13 protein-coding genes are annotated in these 15866 nt (G+C 74.0%); 12 read left to right on the forward strand and 1 reads right to left on the reverse strand.

The annotated features are described in order from the left end of the window. Window positions 1-13 precede the first annotated feature (13 nt). The 12 genes from ACFWAR_RS15435 (at window position 14) to ACFWAR_RS15490 (ending at window position 14679) form a co-directional block, all read left to right on the forward strand. Complete coding sequence (locus tag ACFWAR_RS15435; protein ID WP_385777159.1) at window positions 14-3088, forward strand: amino acid adenylation domain-containing protein; 3075 nt, start codon at window positions 14-16, stop codon at window positions 3086-3088. A gap of 2 nt (window positions 3089-3090) precedes the next feature. Then, window positions 3091-4074: a TauD/TfdA family dioxygenase gene (locus ACFWAR_RS15440; protein ID WP_385777288.1), complete on the forward strand. Its 984-nt coding sequence runs from the start codon at window positions 3091-3093 to the stop codon at window positions 4072-4074. 16 nt (window positions 4075-4090) lie between these two features. Beyond that, a complete protein-coding gene (gene sbnB, locus ACFWAR_RS15445; protein ID WP_385777161.1) occupies window positions 4091-5134 on the forward strand; it encodes a 2,3-diaminopropionate biosynthesis protein SbnB in 1044 nt (347 codons plus the stop codon). A 29-nt stretch (window positions 5135-5163) separates the two neighbouring features. Next, a complete protein-coding gene (sbnA, locus tag ACFWAR_RS15450) occupies window positions 5164-6177 on the forward strand; it encodes a 2,3-diaminopropionate biosynthesis protein SbnA (RefSeq protein WP_385777163.1) in 1014 nt (337 codons plus the stop codon). Next, the gene (locus ACFWAR_RS15455; protein WP_385777165.1) at window positions 6174-7160 is read left to right on the forward strand and encodes a TauD/TfdA family dioxygenase; all 987 of its coding nucleotides are present in this window, start codon (window positions 6174-6176) and stop codon (window positions 7158-7160) included. The genes sbnA and ACFWAR_RS15455 overlap by 4 nt, the downstream gene beginning before the upstream one ends. A gap of 48 nt (window positions 7161-7208) precedes the next feature. Beyond that, the gene (locus ACFWAR_RS15460) at window positions 7209-7856 is read left to right on the forward strand and encodes a response regulator (RefSeq protein ID WP_385777167.1); all 648 of its coding nucleotides are present in this window, start codon (window positions 7209-7211) and stop codon (window positions 7854-7856) included. A gap of 261 nt (window positions 7857-8117) precedes the next feature. Further along, the gene (locus tag ACFWAR_RS15465) at window positions 8118-8885 is read left to right on the forward strand and encodes an ABC transporter ATP-binding protein (protein ID WP_385777169.1); all 768 of its coding nucleotides are present in this window, start codon (window positions 8118-8120) and stop codon (window positions 8883-8885) included. Further along, on the forward strand, window positions 8879-10213 hold the full coding sequence (locus ACFWAR_RS15470; protein ID WP_385777172.1) for an FtsX-like permease family protein: 1335 nt from the start codon (window positions 8879-8881) through the stop codon (window positions 10211-10213). The genes ACFWAR_RS15465 and ACFWAR_RS15470 overlap by 7 nt, the downstream gene beginning before the upstream one ends. Next, window positions 10210-11427, forward strand: a complete 1218-nt coding sequence (locus ACFWAR_RS15475; protein ID WP_385777174.1) for a sensor histidine kinase — start codon at window positions 10210-10212, stop codon at window positions 11425-11427. The genes ACFWAR_RS15470 and ACFWAR_RS15475 overlap by 4 nt, the downstream gene beginning before the upstream one ends. Window positions 11428-11571: 144 nt before the next feature. Next, window positions 11572-12567 carry an alpha/beta hydrolase gene (locus ACFWAR_RS15480; RefSeq protein ID WP_385777177.1) on the forward strand — a complete coding sequence of 332 codons (996 nt, stop codon included), beginning with the start codon at window positions 11572-11574 and terminating at the stop codon, window positions 12565-12567. Further along, a complete protein-coding gene (locus tag ACFWAR_RS15485; protein WP_385777179.1) occupies window positions 12560-13906 on the forward strand; it encodes an acyltransferase family protein in 1347 nt (448 codons plus the stop codon). Before ACFWAR_RS15480 ends, ACFWAR_RS15485 begins: the two co-directional genes overlap by 8 nt. After that, the gene (locus ACFWAR_RS15490) at window positions 13903-14679 is read left to right on the forward strand and encodes a class I SAM-dependent methyltransferase (protein WP_385777181.1); all 777 of its coding nucleotides are present in this window, start codon (window positions 13903-13905) and stop codon (window positions 14677-14679) included. The genes ACFWAR_RS15485 and ACFWAR_RS15490 overlap by 4 nt, the downstream gene beginning before the upstream one ends. 60 nt (window positions 14680-14739) lie before the next feature. Here the strand turns inward: ACFWAR_RS15490 and ACFWAR_RS15495 are convergent, their stop codons facing one another. After that, window positions 14740-15855: a methyltransferase gene (locus ACFWAR_RS15495; protein ID WP_385777183.1), complete on the reverse strand. Its 1116-nt coding sequence runs from the start codon at window positions 15853-15855 to the stop codon at window positions 14740-14742. Window positions 15856-15866 lie beyond the last annotated feature (11 nt).

A 15866-nucleotide genomic window follows, 5' to 3' on the forward strand; every position in this document is an offset into this window, starting at 1 on the left:
GAGGAGTCCTCTCATGAGGTCCGGTCATACCGTCGTTCCGCGATGGCAGACGACTGCCGGTGCGGCACCGGGCACGGCATCCGTGCGCATTCCCCTGGAATACGCGCCGGAGCCGGCAGAACTTCTTGCCGCCCACAGCAAGGTCGTCGCGATCCTCAGCGGTGAGGACGAGGTGGCCGTCGGCCCCGCCCCCCACCTGGTGCCGGTGGCCGGCGCCACCTGGGCCGGGCTGGTGGAGCGCGCCCGTACGGCGCCCGTCGCCCCCGACCACGGCTACGAGAGCGTGGTCGGCGCCGATCACGACGCGCTGCCCGACGGCGCGGTGTTCGGGGTCCGCGCCACCGACGGCGCCCTCGTGCTGACGTACCGCACCGAGGACTTCGACGCCGAGCACGCGCTCCGGGTCGCCGGCTACCACCGCGCCGCCCTGGACCTCATCGCCACCGCCCCCGACGCGCCGCACGAGGGCCGCAGCCTGCTCTCCGCCGAGGAGCGCCACCACCAGCTCGTCGGGATGGCCGGACGGGACCGGGAGCTGCCGGACCGCCGCTTCCACGAACTCTTCGAGGACCGGGTGCGCCTGTACCCGGACAAGACGGCCGCGATCATGGGCGAGCACCGGATCAGCTACGCCGAGCTGAACGCCCGCGCCAACCGGATCGGCCGGACCCTCCTCGCCCACGGCCTGCGCGCCGAGGACTGCGTCGCCGTGGTCACCGAGCGCAACCTGGACTGGATGGCGTCCGTCCTCGCCGTGTTCAAGGCGGGCGGCGTCTACGTGCCGATCGAGCCGCACTTCCCGGCGGACCGCATCGGCACCACCCTCGACCGCGCGCAGTGCTCCCTCGTCCTCACGGAACCGGGCGGCGGCACGGGCCTGGAGGAGGCGCTGCGCTCCCGCCCGTCCGTCACCGCCCTGCATGTCGCGGAGAGCCGGGACGCGGACCCGACGGACCTCGGCCTCGCCATCGGCCCCGAGCGGCTGGCCTACATCTACTTCACCTCCGGCTCCACCGGCACCCCCAAGGGGGTGATGTGCGAGCACGAGGGCATGCTCAACCACCTCTACGCGAAGACCGACGACCTCGGGGTGGGCGAGGACGACGTCGTCGCCCAGGTCGCCCCGCAGTGCTTCGACATCTCGCTCTGGCAGCTCGTCTCGGCCCTGCTGGTCGGCGGCACCACGCTCATCGTGCCGCAGGCGGCGATCCTCGACGTCGAGCGGTTCGTGGAGGTCGCCCGCGGCGCGGACGTGGCCCAACTGGTGCCGTCCTACCTCGAAGTGGTGCTCTCCCACCTGGAGGAGCACGGTGGCGGCCTGGGCCGGATCCGCTGCCTCTCGGCCACCGGCGAGGCGCTCAAGAAGGAGCTGGTCGAGCGCTGGTTCGCGGCCTTCCCCGGCACCTCGCTCGTCAACGCCTACGGCCTCACCGAGACCTCCGACGACACCAACCACGAGGTGATGACCGAGCCGCCGCGCGGCGACCGGGTGCCCCTGGGACCCGCCGTCGCCAACGTACGGGTCTACGTCGTCGACCCCGCCCTCGAACCGGTCCCGCTCGGCTCGCCCGGCGAGATCGTCTTCGCCGGGATCTGCGTCGGCCGCGGCTACGTCAACGACCCCGAGCGCACGGCCGCCGCCTACGGCACCGATCCGCACCGCCCGGGCGAACGGCTCTACCGCTCCGGCGACTTCGGCCGCTGGTGCCCCGACGGCAAGCTGGAGTTCCTGGGCCGCCGCGACGCACAGGTGAAGCTGCGCGGCTTCCGCATCGAACTCGGCGAGATCGAGAACCGGCTGCTCGGCGTCGCCGGGATCCGGGACACCGCCGTGATCGTCGTCGGCGAGAGCCTGGTGGCGTTCTACGCCGCCGCCGCCGACGTGCCCGTCGAGGAGCTGCGCGACCGGCTGGGGGCGGCGCTGCCGGAGTACATGGTGCCGAGCCGGTTCCAGCGCCTGGACGCCCTGCCGCTCACCGCCAACAGCAAGATCGACAAGAAGCGGCTGGCGGAGCTGGCGGAGGTCGACGAGGACGGCCCCGAGCCCCCCGTCACCCCGACGGAACGGCGCATCGCCGAGGCCTGGGCCGCCGTCTTCGGCCTGGCGCCCGAACAGGTCGGCCGCGCCAGCCACTTCTTCGATGCGGGCGGCACCTCCCTCTCCGCCGTGCGCCTCGTCGTGAAGCTCGGCCGGGTCGTCTCCCTGAAGGACCTCACCCGCTACCCGCGCCTGAGCGACCTGGCCGCCTTCGTCGACGGGAGCGCCCCGACCGGCGGACCGGGCGCGGCCGACGCCGCGGACACCGGCACCGGCCACCTGATCCCCCTGCTGACACCGCCCACCCCGACCGCCACCCTGGTCTGCTTCCCGTACGCGGGTGGCAACGCCGTCAACTTCCGTCCCCTCGCGACCGCGTTGGCGGACAGCGCGCTGGCCGTCCACGCGGTGGAACTGCCCGGCCACGACCTCACGGTCGAGGACGAGCCCTTCGCCCCGCTGGAACAGGTCGCCAAGGCCGTCGCGAGCGAGCTCCTGCGGCGCCCCGCGGGACCGGTCATCCTCTGGGGGCACTCCTCCGGAGCCGCCCTGGCCGTCCTGACCGCACGGCTGCTGGAGGAGCAGGGCCGGGGTCCGCGGGCCGTCCTGATCGGCGGCCAGCTGGTCGGCGACCCCGGGGCCCGGCGCGCCTTCAGCGCCGAACTCGCGGCCCTGACCCCGCTGGAGATCGCCGCGCGGCTCGGCGACGAGGGCGGCTACACCGCCCTGTCCGGTACGGACACGAGCCGGGCGGAGCTGGTCGGCGCGGCGTACCGGCACGACGTCCGGGAGGCGAACGCCTTCTTCGCGGACGCCGTGGAACACCCCCCGGCCCGCCCCCTCGCCGCCCCGCTGACCCTCGTGGTCGCCGCCGACGACCCCGCGACCCGGGGCCACGAGAGCGGCCTCGACGCCTGGCGCGCCCTCGCCCGGGACGTGGCGGTCAGCGAACTGCCCGACGGCGGGCACCACTTCTTCCGCACCCGAGCGGCGCAGAGCGCCGCCGTGGTGCGGGCCGTCCATGACACGCACGACAGAGAGCGAGTGTGACAGTGCCGACGCACGACACGGATCCCTTCGCCGGATTCGACGGACAGCGTGAAGAGGGCCGCCCGGCCATCGTCACCGTGGCCGCGCCCGCGGACCCGGTGGCCTGGGCCGCCGAACACCGCGAGGCGCTCTACCGGGTCGTCGCCTCGCAGGGCGCCGTCCTGGTGCGCGGTCTGGGGCTGCACGACGCCACCGGCGCGGCCGCGGTACTGACGACCCTGGGCAAGGACCTCGTACCCGAGCGCGAGGCGTTCGCGCCCCGCTGGACCTACGACGACCGGATCTACTCGTCCTCCAAGTGGCCGCCGAACCAGCCCATGTGCATGCACCACGAGCTGAGCTACGCACTGGAGTTCCCGGCCACCATGGCCTTCGCCTGCCTGAGCGCGCCCACCAGCGGCGGGGCCACCGCCCTGGCCGACGCGGGCCGCGTCCTGGAGGAACTGCCCGCGGACCTCGTCGAGCGCTTCGAGCGGGAGGGCTGGCTGCTCAGGCGCAGCTACACCGAGGACATCGGCGTCCCGTGGTCCGAGGCCTTCGGCACCACCGACCGCGCCGAGGTCGAGCGGTACTGCCGGGCCAACGAGATCTCCTTCACCTGGCACGGTGACGACCTGCGCACCAGCCAGCGCCGCCCGGCCGTGCTGCGCCACCCCGCCGACGGCCGACGGCTCTGGTTCAACCAGATCGCCTTCCTCAACGAGTGGACGATGGCGCCCGAGGTCCGCGAGTACCTCGTCGACGTCTACGGGCCCGAGGGCCTGCCGTTCAACACGGGCTTCGGCGACGGAGGCGAGATCACCGAGGACGTCGTCGCCCTGATCAACAAGGTGTACGACTCCGTCACCGTCGCCGAGCCGTGGCGCGCGGGCGACCTGATGCTCGTCGACAACCTCCGCACGGCGCACAGCCGACTGCCGTACGACGGGGCGCGCGAGGTGCTCGTCGCGATGGCGAACCCCACCACCCGATCCGCATCCGCATAGAGGTCCGAGGATCCAGATGACGAAGCACAACCCGACCTTCTCCGTGATCTCGGGCCGACAGGTGCAGCATGCGCTGAGCGGCCAGGAGAAACTGGTCACGGAGATCATCGAGGCGGCGTACCACGCGCACGGCGAGGGCAGGACGGTCAACCCGCCCTCCTACTTCCTCCAGTTCCCCGACCGCCCCACGGCCCGCATCATCGCCCTGCCCGCATCGCTCGGCGGCGGCGAGAACGGCGACGACGGCGTGGACGGGCTCAAGTGGATCTCCAGCTTCCCGGAGAACGTGGCGTCCGGGCTGCCGCGCGCCTCCGCCGTCCTGATACTCAACGATCCGCGCACGGGGTACCCGTACGCCTGCCTGGAGAGTTCGATCATCAGCGCGAGCCGGACGGCCGCGTCCGCCGCGCTCGCCGCCGACCGGCTCAGCCGCGGCCGGACCCGCCCCACCAAGGTGGGCTTCGTGGGCACCGGCCTGATCGCCCGCTACCTGCACACCTACCTGGCGGGCACGGACTGGTCCTTCGACGAGGTCGGCGTGCACGACCTGTCGGCCGACCACGCGGCGGGCTTCGCCGACTACCTGGAACGCTCCGGCGAGAGCGGTCGGGTGACGGTGCACGACACCGTGGACGAGCTGATCCGCGCCAGCGACCTGGTGGTCTTCGCCACCGTGGCCGGCACCCCGTACGTCACCGACCCGGAGCTGTTCGCACACCACCCGCTGGTGCTGCACGTCTCGCTGCGCGACCTGGCCCCGGAGATCATCCTCGATTCCGTCAACTACGTCGACGACGTCGAGCACTGCCTCAAGGCCAACACCTCGCCGCACCTGGCCGAACAGCTCACCGGGAACCGGGACTTCATCGCCGGCACCCTCCACGACGTGATGACGGGCCGCGCGAGCGTCCCGACCGACCGCACGGTGGTCTTCTCCCCGTTCGGCCTCGGCGTGCTCGACCTGGCGGTCAGCGCCCACGTGTACGACCAGGTCTCGCGCGGCGGCGACCTGCAGGTGGTCGAGGACTTCTTCCACGAGATGAACCGTTACGGCGGCTAGGGGCGACTGCCCGAGAAGGTGAGGTAGCTGTGCCGATCATCTCAGAGGCGCAGGAGTACCACGAGGAGGACCTGTTCGTCGATCTCCGGCGAACCTTCGGGCGCAGGCTCTTCCTCAAGTGCGAAGGGTTCAACTTCGCGGGATCGATCAAGCTCAAGGCCGCCCGGGCCATGGTCGAGGCCGCCGAGGCGAGCGGGGTCCTGCGCCCCGGATCCATCCTGGTGGAGTCGTCGTCGGGCAACCTCGGCGTCGCCCTGAGCATCCTTGCCGCCAGCAAGGGCTACACCTTCGTCTGCGTCACCGACAACAGGTGCAACCTGGCCACCAAGCAGCTCATCGAGTCCGTGGGCGGCACCGTCTACACCGTCACCGAGCCCGCGGCGGAGGGCGGGTTCCTCGGGGCGCGGCTGCGCCTGGTGCGGGAGCTGTGCGAGTCGGACGAGCGCTACGTCTGGCTGAACCAGTACGCGAATCCGAACAACGCGCTGGCGCACTACCGGTCGACGGCCCCGGCGATCGCCGCGCGCTTCCCCGACCTGAAGGTGGCCTTCATCGGGGCCGGTACCACCGGCACCCTCATGGGGTGCGCCCGGTACTTCAAGGAGAAGCGGCCGGACGTCACCGTCGTGGCGGTCGACGCCGTCGGCTCGGTCACCTTCGGCGGCCCGTCGCTGCCGCGGATGATCCCCGGTCTCGGCACCGGGGTGCGCCCGCCGCTGCTCGACCGGTCCTACATCGACGACGTGGTGCACGTCGCCGAGGCGGAGACCATCCGCGCCTGCCGTCGGCTGGCCGGACGGGGCTTCCTCTTCGGCGGCTCCACCGGAACCGTGATCAGCGGCGCCCTGCGCTGGCTCGACGAGCACGCCCCGGGCGAGGAGCTGACCACGGTGGCGATCGCCCCCGACCTGGGCGACCGGTACCTGGACTCGGTCTACCACCAGGGATGGGTCGAGGAGATATACGGCAGCGCAGCGCTCGCCGACGCGTTCGAGAGGCCCGAGGAAGTGGCGATGATGTCCGGTACGGGAGGTGCCCGATGACGGAACTGTTGGAGAACGGCATCGGCGAGGAGACCGCCTTCGCGCTCGGCGGCGCGGCCGCCGCCCTGGTGGAAGCCGCCGCGCGGGAGCTGCTCGACGTCGCCGACGGCCGGGTCGACTCGCCCGAGTTCGTGGCGGCGGCCCGGGACGCGTGGGAGGGCCTGCCGGCCCCGCTGCGCCAGCAGATCCGCCGGTTCCGCCGGCACTCCGGCCCCCGCGGCCGCCTGCTGATCCGCGGACTCCCCGTGGGCGACGACGACCGGGACACCCCCTCGGTCGCCGGCTCGGTCCAGCGGGAGTCCTCCGTCGTCGCCGCGACCCTCCTCATGGTGGCCTGCGGCCTCGGCGACCCCGTCGGCTTCCGCCAGGAGAAGTCGGGCGCCCTGGTGCACGACGTCGTACCCGTCGCGGGGCTGGAACGGTTCCAGGGCAACGCGGGCTCGGTCCGGCTCTCCTTCCACACCGAGAACGCCTTCCACGAGCACCGCCCGGACTTCGTCATGCTGCTGTGCCTGCGCGCCGACCACGAAGGGGTCGCGGGCACCCGCACCGCGTGCGTCCGCGAGGTCCTGGACCTGCTCGACCCGGTCACCAGGAAGCGGCTGAGCCTGCCGGAGTTCATCACCGACGCCCCGCCCTCCTTCGGACCCGGCTGCCAGGGCGCCGTCCACCACCCGGTGCTCGGCGGCGCCCGGGACGACCCGGACCTGCGGGTGGACTTCGCCGCCACCCGGGCGACCACCGAAGAGGGCGCCGCCGCCCTCGCCGAGCTGGGCGAACTCTTCGAACGGGTGTCGTCCACGTCCGAACTGATGCCGGGCGACCTGGTCATCGTCGACAACCACGTCACCGCGCACGGCCGCACCGCCTTCACCCCGCGCTACGACGGCAGGGACCGCTGGTTGCAGCGCACCTTCGTGCACAGCGCGCTGCGCCGCTCGCGGGGCAGGCGCCCGGACGACGGGTATGTGCTGGTTGAATGAAAGTCCGGTCGACGGCGCACCGCCGACGGCGAACGGGGGGAGCGCACAGTGCGAGTGGTCATCGCCGAGGACTCGGTCATTCTCCGTGAGGGCATGGTGGAGCTGCTGACCGCCCGCGGCTGCGAGATCGTCGCCACCGCGGGCGACGCGGACGAACTGCTGGCCGCGGTGGCCGAGCACGCCCCCGACGTCGCGGTGGTCGACATCCGCATGCCGCCGACCCACACGGACGAGGGCATCCGCGCGGCCGTCCAACTGCGCGCGGACCACCCGCGGGTCGGCGTCCTCGTCTTCTCCCAGCACGCCGAGCCGTCATGGGCGGCCCGGCTGCTGGCGGGCGAGGCGGCGGGCGTCGGCTACCTGCTCAAGGAGCGCGTCGCCGCCACCGCCGACTTCGTCGAAGCGCTGCGCCGGGTCGCGGCGGGCGGCGTGGCCCTCGACCCGGAGATCGTCAGCCGCATGCTGAACCGGGGCACCCGCCCCCTCGACCGGCTGACCGCCCGCGAACGCGAGGTCCTGGACCTGATGGCCCAGGGCCACTCCAACCGTTCCGTCTCCGCCCTGCTCGTGATCTCCGAACGCGCGGTGGAGAAGCACGCGGCCTCGGTGTTCGCCAAGTTCGGCCTGCCCGCGACCGAAGCCGACAACCGCCGCGTCAAGGCCGTCGTGACGTACCTGCAGGAGGTCGGTCCCTAGTGCCGTGACCGGAAAGGTTCACCGTGTCACGGCGCCCGGCACGGCACCTCGCCGCGTTGTCGGCCCACGCAAGTACGTCCAGTACGAGCCGTGGCCCTCCGCCTTGCGATGCACCGCACCGGACACCGCGACCCGGCAAACCTTTCCGGCCACGGCACTAGCCCCTCTCCCACCCGCAGCGGGAGGGGGGCGGATATCCGAACCCCGAAGCCGGGAGGTAGCACCGTGGTCCGGCGCGGCCCAGCGGCCAAGAATAGAGACATGTCACCGAGCACCGAGACCCCTGTCCGGCCCACCGTGGAAACGGGTACGGGCCTGCGCGCCGCACACCTGCACCGCTCGTACGGTCGTGGCCGCGGCGCGGTGCACGCCCTGCGCGGCGTGGACATCGGCTTCGAGCCCGGCACCTTCACCGCGGTGATGGGCCCGTCCGGGTCGGGCAAGTCGACCCTGCTGCAGTGCCTCGCGGGCATGGACCAGCCGACCTCCGGCACGGTCCACTGGGGCCCCACCGAGATCACCGCCCTGCCCGAGCGGCGGCTCGCCCTGCTGCGGCGGGCCGAGGCGGGCTTCATCTTCCAGTCCTACAACCTGATGCCCGCCATGACGGTCGAGCAGAACGTCGCCCTGACCGCCCGGCTCGCGGGCCACCGGGTGGACCGGGACGCGGTCCGCGCCGCGCTCGCCCAGGTGGGCCTCGCGGACCGGCTCAAGGAACGCCCCGGCCGGCTCTCCGGCGGTCAGCAGCAGCGCGTCGCCGTGGCGCGCGCCCTGTACGCCCGGCCGCGCATCCTCTTCGCCGACGAACCGACGGGCGCCCTCGACCGGGCCACCGGCCGGGAAGTGCTCTGGCTGCTGCGCGAGGGCGTCGAGGTCGAGGGCCGCACCTGCGTGATGGTGACGCACGATCCGGTCGCCGCGAGCTTCGCCGACCGGGTCGTCATCCTCGCCGACGGCGTCCTGGTCGACGAGCTGGTCCGCCCCTCCGCCGCACTGATCGCCGAGAAGCTGGGCGGGCTGGGATGCTGAGGCTCGCCCTGGGAGTCCTGCGGTCCGGGCCCTCCGCCTTCGCCGGACTGGCCGCCGCGCTCCTGCTGGCCGTCACCGTGATCACCCTCTTCGGCTCCCTCATCGCCACGGCCATCGACGGCGGCGGCTCCCGCCTCGGGCTGATCGGCGGAGCGTTCGGTGAGATCGCCATGCTGATGGCACTGTTCGTCGTCGCCAACACCCTCGCCCTCGCCGTACGGCAGCAGGCCCGCGCCATGGCCCTGCTGCGGACCACCGGCGCGACCCCCGCCCAGATCAAGCGACTGGTCCGGTGCCAGGTGCTGCTGGTGACCCTCTTCGTCTCGCCGCCCGCCTGGCTGATCGGCTCCTGGGGCGCGCGCTGGTTCCTGACCGAACTGGTCGCCCGGGACATCGCCCCGGCCGGGGCCGCCGTGTCGTGGTCGGCGGGCCCCCCGATGATCGGTACGGCCGCGACGCTGCTGGTCGGCGTCGGCGCCACCAAGATCGCCGCCCGCCGCACCGTCCGCGGCCGGCCGTCGGCGGCGCTCGCGCAGACGGCCGAACAGGGCCGCACGGGTTGGCTCCGCACCCTCGCGGGCCTGCTCGTCCTCGGCGGCGCCGTGCCCCTCGTGGTGTTCACCTCGCGCCAACCCGTCGACAAGTCCGTCCAGCTCACCCTGCTCGGCACCCTGCTCCTCATGATCGCGGTGGGGCTGCTCGGCCCCCTGCTGGCACGGCTCGCCATGGCCCTGCTCGGTCTGCCCTTCCGGCTGGCGGGCGCACGGCACCGGGGCGAGGCCGGTGGCGCCCTCGCCGCCGACAACCTGCGCGGCCACGCCCACCGCCTGTCCTCCGCGGTGGTGCCGATCGCCCTGCTGGTCGGGCTCTCGACCACCTTCGCCGCCGTCACCGCGACCCTCGAACAGGTCGCCCCGCCCGGCGCGTACGCCCGCAGCGACGTCTGGTTGCGCGGGGTGGAGCTGGCCATGCTGGCCGGCTTCGGCGCGGTGGCCACGGTGAACACGCTCGCCTCCCTGACCGTCGCCAGGCGCCGGGAGTACGCGCTCCTCACGCTGACCGGAGCGACCCGGCCCCAGCTCATGCGGATGCTGGGCACCGAGGCCGCCCTGACCGCCGCGGCCGGAGTCCTGCTGGGCGTCGCGGTCGCGGCCCCCATGACCATGGCCTTCTCGGTGGCCGCCACGGGCTCCCCGGTCCCCGTGGTCCCGCTCGACACCTACGGCCCGCTGGTGCTCGGGTCCGTGGCCCTGACCGTGCTGACGATCCTGGCCACCGGCGCCCGGGCCACCTCCGAACCGGCCCTCTCCGCCGTGGCCGCGCCGTGACGGCGCCCCGCCCCGGCGACGGGGAGCGCGAGCCGTGGTGGCGGATCCGGCCGGGGGCGCTCGCCATGGCCCTCACCGGGCCGCCGCTCTCGCTGCTCGGCGCCGCCTACGTCGCGGTCGTCCTCTACGCCGGGGGTCTGCTCTCGCTGACCCTGATCGGGCTGCCGCTGCTCGCGGTCGGCCTGCGCGGAGCCCGCCACCTCGGCCGGGCCCACGCCCGGCTGGTACGGGCGCTGCTCGGCGAGGTCGTCGCCGCCCCCGCGCCCCCGGCCGCCGCCGGTGGCCCGCTGCGCTGGGTCCGCGGCGCCCTGACCGACGTCAGCGCCTGGCGCGGGATGCTCTACCTGCTGCTGCGGCTGCCGGTCGACCTCCTGGCCTTCGCCCTGACGATCGGCCTGCCGGTCTTCGGCATCTGGAGCGCCGTCTGGGCACTGGCCGGAGCCGAGCCGCCGTGGCTGAAGGCGGCCGCCGTCGTCTGCTGCCCGGTGGCGGTGGCGCTCACCCCGGTGGCGTCCCGCGCGGTGATGGACCTGCACCGACTGCTGGCCCGCACCCTGCTCGGACCCACCGCCTCCCAGCTGCGCGTGCGCACCCTCGAACGGGCGCGCAGCACGGCCCTCACCGAGAGCGACCGCGGCCTGCGGCAGTTCGAGCGCGACCTGCACGACGGCACGCAGGCCCAGCTCGTCGCGATCGCCATGACGCTCTCGCTCACCGCGGACGCGCTCGACGGCGCCCCGCGACTCGACCGGCCCCGGGCCCTGGTCGCCCGGGCCCGTACCCAGACCGACGAGGCCATCGCCGAGCTGCGGCGCCTCATCGACGGGATCAGCCCCGCCGCGCTCGACCGGGGGCTCCTCGACGCACTGCCCAGACTGACCGAGCAGGCCGGCGTGCCCGTCACGCTGACGGTGGACGTGCCCGAGCGGCCGGACCCGGTGATCGAACGGGTGGCGTACTTCTGCGTCGCCGAACTCCTCACGAACGTCAGCAAGCACAGCGGGGCGACGCGGGCCTCGGTGGACGCGGACCTCGTCGGGAAGCAGCTGCGGATCACGGTCGCCGACAACGGCGCCGGCGGCGCCCGGATCGGGGCGGGCAGCGGCCTGCTCGGCCTGCGCGAACGACTGGCCGCCGTCGACGGGACCCTCAGACTCGACAGCCCACCCACGGGCTCGACCACCGCCGTGCTGGAACTGCCCGTCCGGATCTGACGCCGGAACCCGAGCCCCGTACCCCCGAACCTCCCCGGGCCGAACCCCCGCCCGGGCGCTCCGGCGCGCCGCCGTACCGCGGCGCCGCCCCCCACCGGTCCGACACGTCGGGCCGAGCCATGCCCACAGGAAGGGAAGCTGACCATGCGTGCTGCGCGGATCAGACACGGAATGCTGGTGGCCGCCGTCGCGGGGTGCATCGTCGCGTCCGTCAACGCCGCCACCGCGTCGGCGGTGCCCGGCCTGCCGACCGCGCCCCGGCACACCGCCGCGGCGGCGCGGGACCTGCCCGGCCGCTACGCGGAGAACCGCCGCTACCTCGCCGACGCCGCCGCGGCGGCCGACCGGATGGGCGACACCGACCGGGCCGGGGTGCTGCGCGAACTCGGCGCCGCCGACCGCACCTTCCTCGACGTCGACGCCACGGGCGACGGCCGGGCGGTGGAGGTGCTCGGCGACCTGGCGCGCGCCCGGCGGATCGCCCTCCTGGTGCCGGGCGCGGACACCACCATCGACACCTTCGACCACCTCGGCTCCCCGCACTCCTCGGTCGGCGGCGGAACCCGCGCCCTGTACGACGAGATGCGCGCGCTCGACCCCGACACCCCGGTCGCGGTCATCGGTTGGTACGGCTACCGGGCCCCGCGCACCAAGAGCCGTGACACGGTGACCCAGGACCGGGCGGTGGAGGGCGGCGGTCGGCTCCGCGAGCAGCTCGCGCTGCTGCGGGACCTCGCCCCCGACGCCTCCGTCGCCCTGCTCTGCCACTCGTACGGCTCCGTGGTCTGCGCGGACGCGGTGCGCGGGACGCAGCGGTGGACCTCCTCCGCCCTGACCGGCGTCGCCGTCTTCGGCAGCCCGGGCCTCGGCGTCGATTCGCTCTCCGCCCTGCGGATCCCCGTCCCGTTCTGGGCCGGCCGCGGGAGCCGGGACTGGATCTCGAACGTGCCCCACGTCCAGTTCACCCTGGGCGGCGAGAGCGTCGGCTTCGGCGCCGACCCGGCGTCCCCGGCCTTCGGCGCGCGCACGCTCCCCACCGGCGACAGCCCGCACGGCGGCTACCTGCGCCCCGGCGGAGCCGCCCTGCGCAACATCGCCCTGATCGGCCTGGGCCGGGGGGCGCAGGTGTCCCGTGGCTGATCTCCGGGTCCGCCCCGCCACCGTGCCCGCCCCCCGCCGGACCCCGCCCGGCCCGGCCCCCGCGGCGTCCGCCCGGCCGGGCGCCCGGGACCGGCTGCACCGGGCGGTGCTGGCGATCGACGCGGCGACGCCGTCCTCCCGGGACCGCGCGGTCGACGCGCTACGGGCCTACTCCATCCTCGGCGTGGTGCTCGGCCACTGGCTGGTGAGCGCGGTGGTGCTGCGGGCCGGTGGCCATCTGGCCGGCGACAGCCCCCTGCGCCACGTCCCGGCCCTCACCCCCTTGACCTGGGTGCTCCAGCCGCTCGCCCTCTTCTTCTTCGTCGGCGGCCGCGTCGGCTCCCGGAGCTACGCCTCGGCCGTCGCCGCCGGCACCGGCTACCGCGCCTGGCTGGCCCGCAGGCTGCGGCAGCTGCTGCGCCCGGCGCTGGCCCTGCTGGCCGTGTGGAGCCTGGTCCTCATCGGGCTCGCCACGGCGGGCGCCGCCTACGAGACGGTCCGCACCCTGGTCCAACTCGCCCTCTCGCCGCTCTGGTTCCTCTGCGTGTACGCGGTGATCACCGCGGCCACCCCGCTGATCCGGCGCCGCCCCGGCCGACTGGCCCTCGCGGCCGGCGCCCTGGTCGCCGCCCCGGACCTGGTCCGCGCGCTGGTGGGCGACGTGGCGGGACTGGACGCGCTCCGCTCGCTGAACGTCCTCGCGGGCTGGCTCGTCCCCTACGCGCTGGGCGCGCTCTGGGCGGCGGGCGGCCTGGCCCGGCGCCGGTACGCCCTCGCCCTGCTGGCCGGTGGTGCGGGCGCGCTGGCGGCCCTGGTCCTGTGGTGCGGCTACCCGGCGAGCATGGTCGGCGTCCCCGGGGCCGCCGTCTCCAACCTCAGCCCGCCGACCCCGGCGGCCGTCTGCTTCGGGGTGGCCCAGTGCGGCCTCGGCCTGCTGCTGTGCGGGGCGCTGCGCCGCCTGACCGGCCAGCGGGAGCGGCCGACCCCGCCGCCCGCCGCGGGTGCGCCCGTCCGCGCCACCGCCGGTCAGTTCCGCTGGGCGGCCGTGGCGCTGCTGAACCTCTCGGCCATGACGGTCTTCCTCTGGCACCAGACGTCCATGCTCGCCACCACCGTGGTGGCGCTCGGTCTCGGCGGCTACTGGTCCGGCCTGCACACCGCGCCGGACGGTCCGCTCTGGGTCCTCTTCCGCCTGGCCTGGCTCCCCGTCTTCGCCGGGGTGCTCGCCCTGTGCTGGCTGTCGTTCCGCGACCTGGAGCGATCGGCCCGGCGGCGCGAGCCCGCGAGCACGCCGTGCACGTCCGTCGAACCCCACCAGCTGCAAGGAGAAATGTCGTGACCGTTTCCCAGGGCATCGGAAGTTCCGAGGAGCGCTGCGTCCGCGGGGCCTCCCCGCGGCGTTCCGGCCGTCCCCCGTACGACCTCACGGTGGAATCCGTGGCGGCGCTCTACGAGAAGTACGCGCGGGACCTGAGCCTGGTCAGGGACGAGCAGCGGGCGTTCCTGAAGTGGCGCGGCGCCTCGATGAAGGCGCAACTCGACGACTACGAGGCGGAGATCACCTATCTGCTGCTGCGCGAGCACCGCCCCGAGACGGTGGTGGAGATCGGCACGTTCTACGGCTGGTCCACGATGTGGATCCTCAGCGCCCTGCGCGACAACGGCGTCGGCCACCTGCACTCCTTCGACATCGTCGACCGGGTGGTGAGCAACGTGCCGGCGGAACTCTCCGCCGACCGGTGGACCTTCACCAAGGGCGACGTCAAGGACCGGCTGGAGGAGATCCCCGCCGCGACCGACTACCTCTTCATCGACGCCGACCACGGCGCCCGGTTCGCCCGCTGGTACGTCGAGCACCTGTTGCCGAAGATGCGCGCCGGGACCCCGACCAGCGTCCACGACGTCTTCCACGGGCGGCGCCCGAAGCCGTTCAGCGAGGGATCGGTCCTGGTGAAGTGGCTCGCCGAGCGGGGCATCCCGTACTTCACGCCGTCGGCCGCGAAGGCCCCCGAGGTCATCGAGCACCTCGGGAGCACGAAGGAGCGACTGGGCCTCGACGTCCCGGTCCGCACCAGCGGCCACAACCCGATGGTGTTCTTCACCCTGCGCTGACGCGCGGCGAAGGACGCCGTCGACCCGGAGGCGGCCCTGACGGCGAACACCCCCGCGCCGTCAGGGCTTCCGGGCCACCAGGGCCGCGTTCGCGCCCGCCGCGTCCAGCGGGAGCACGGTGAGCGGGCCGAATCCGGCGGCCGCGAGCCAGTCGGCGTACTCCGCGTAGGTCCAGTTGTGGCCCGCCCGGGTCTCGACCAGCATGTTCAGGCCCATCAGGGCGGCTGACGGCGGCCCCGACTCGTCGTCGTCCAGCACCAGTTCGCAGATCACCACCGTGCCGCCGGACGGCAGGGCCGCGTAGCACTTCTCCAACAGCCGCCGCCCCGTCGCCTCGTCCCAGTCGTGCAGGATCATGCTCAGCAGGATCACGTCGTGGCCGCCGGGGAGTTCGGGATCGCGCAGGAAGTCGCCCTCCCGCGCCTCGATCACCTGCTCCAGGCCGAGCTCCGCCGCCTTGGCGCGGGCCATCGCGGCCACCCGGGGGAGGTCCAGCACGGTGGCGCGCAGGTGCGGGTAGCGGCGGCACAGGCCGACCGGGAAGGCTCCGGCGCCGCCGCCCACGTCCAGCAGGCGCCGGTGGGCGGTGAAGTCGTACGCCTCGCCCAGAGCCGCGGCCGTGAAGGAGGACAGGGTGAACATGGCGCCCCAGAAGCCCTCCAGGAGCGCCGGATCGGCGGTCACGAAGGCCGATTCCTGGACGTCCGGGTCCCAGGTCGTGGGGCGGTCGGTGCGCAGGGCCTCGGTCAGGCGGTCCCAGCCCGGGTAGCCGTAGCGGTCGGAGTAGCGCACGAAGCCGCCGAAGTAGTGGGGGCGGTCCTCGACCAGGAACTGCGCGGCCATCGGCGTGTTGTGGTAGCGCGCGCCGCCGCCGGCCCCCTCACCGGGCGCCCGCCGTTCCAGCAGCTCCAGGGCCGTGCAGCAGGCGAGCAGCATGCGCGTCGGCCGCGCGGGCAGGCCCAACTCCGCGCCGATCCGGGAGGCGTCGGCCCCGCCGAGCCGCTCCAGCGCGGTGAAGAGGCCGAGTTCGACCCCCGCCGCCAACACCTTGAACCGCCAGAACCCCGTGGTCAGCTCCATCAGCGCGACCGGGGTGGCGGCGGCCGCCGCCGCGGGCCGCGCCAACTCCTCCCGCCGTACCGGAATTTCCTGTCCCACCGTGATCGAACGTGTCATCGCACTGCTCC

It is taken from the genome of Streptomyces sp. NPDC059917 (genome assembly GCF_042730635.1).
Classification (GTDB): domain Bacteria; phylum Actinomycetota; class Actinomycetes; order Streptomycetales; family Streptomycetaceae; genus Streptomyces.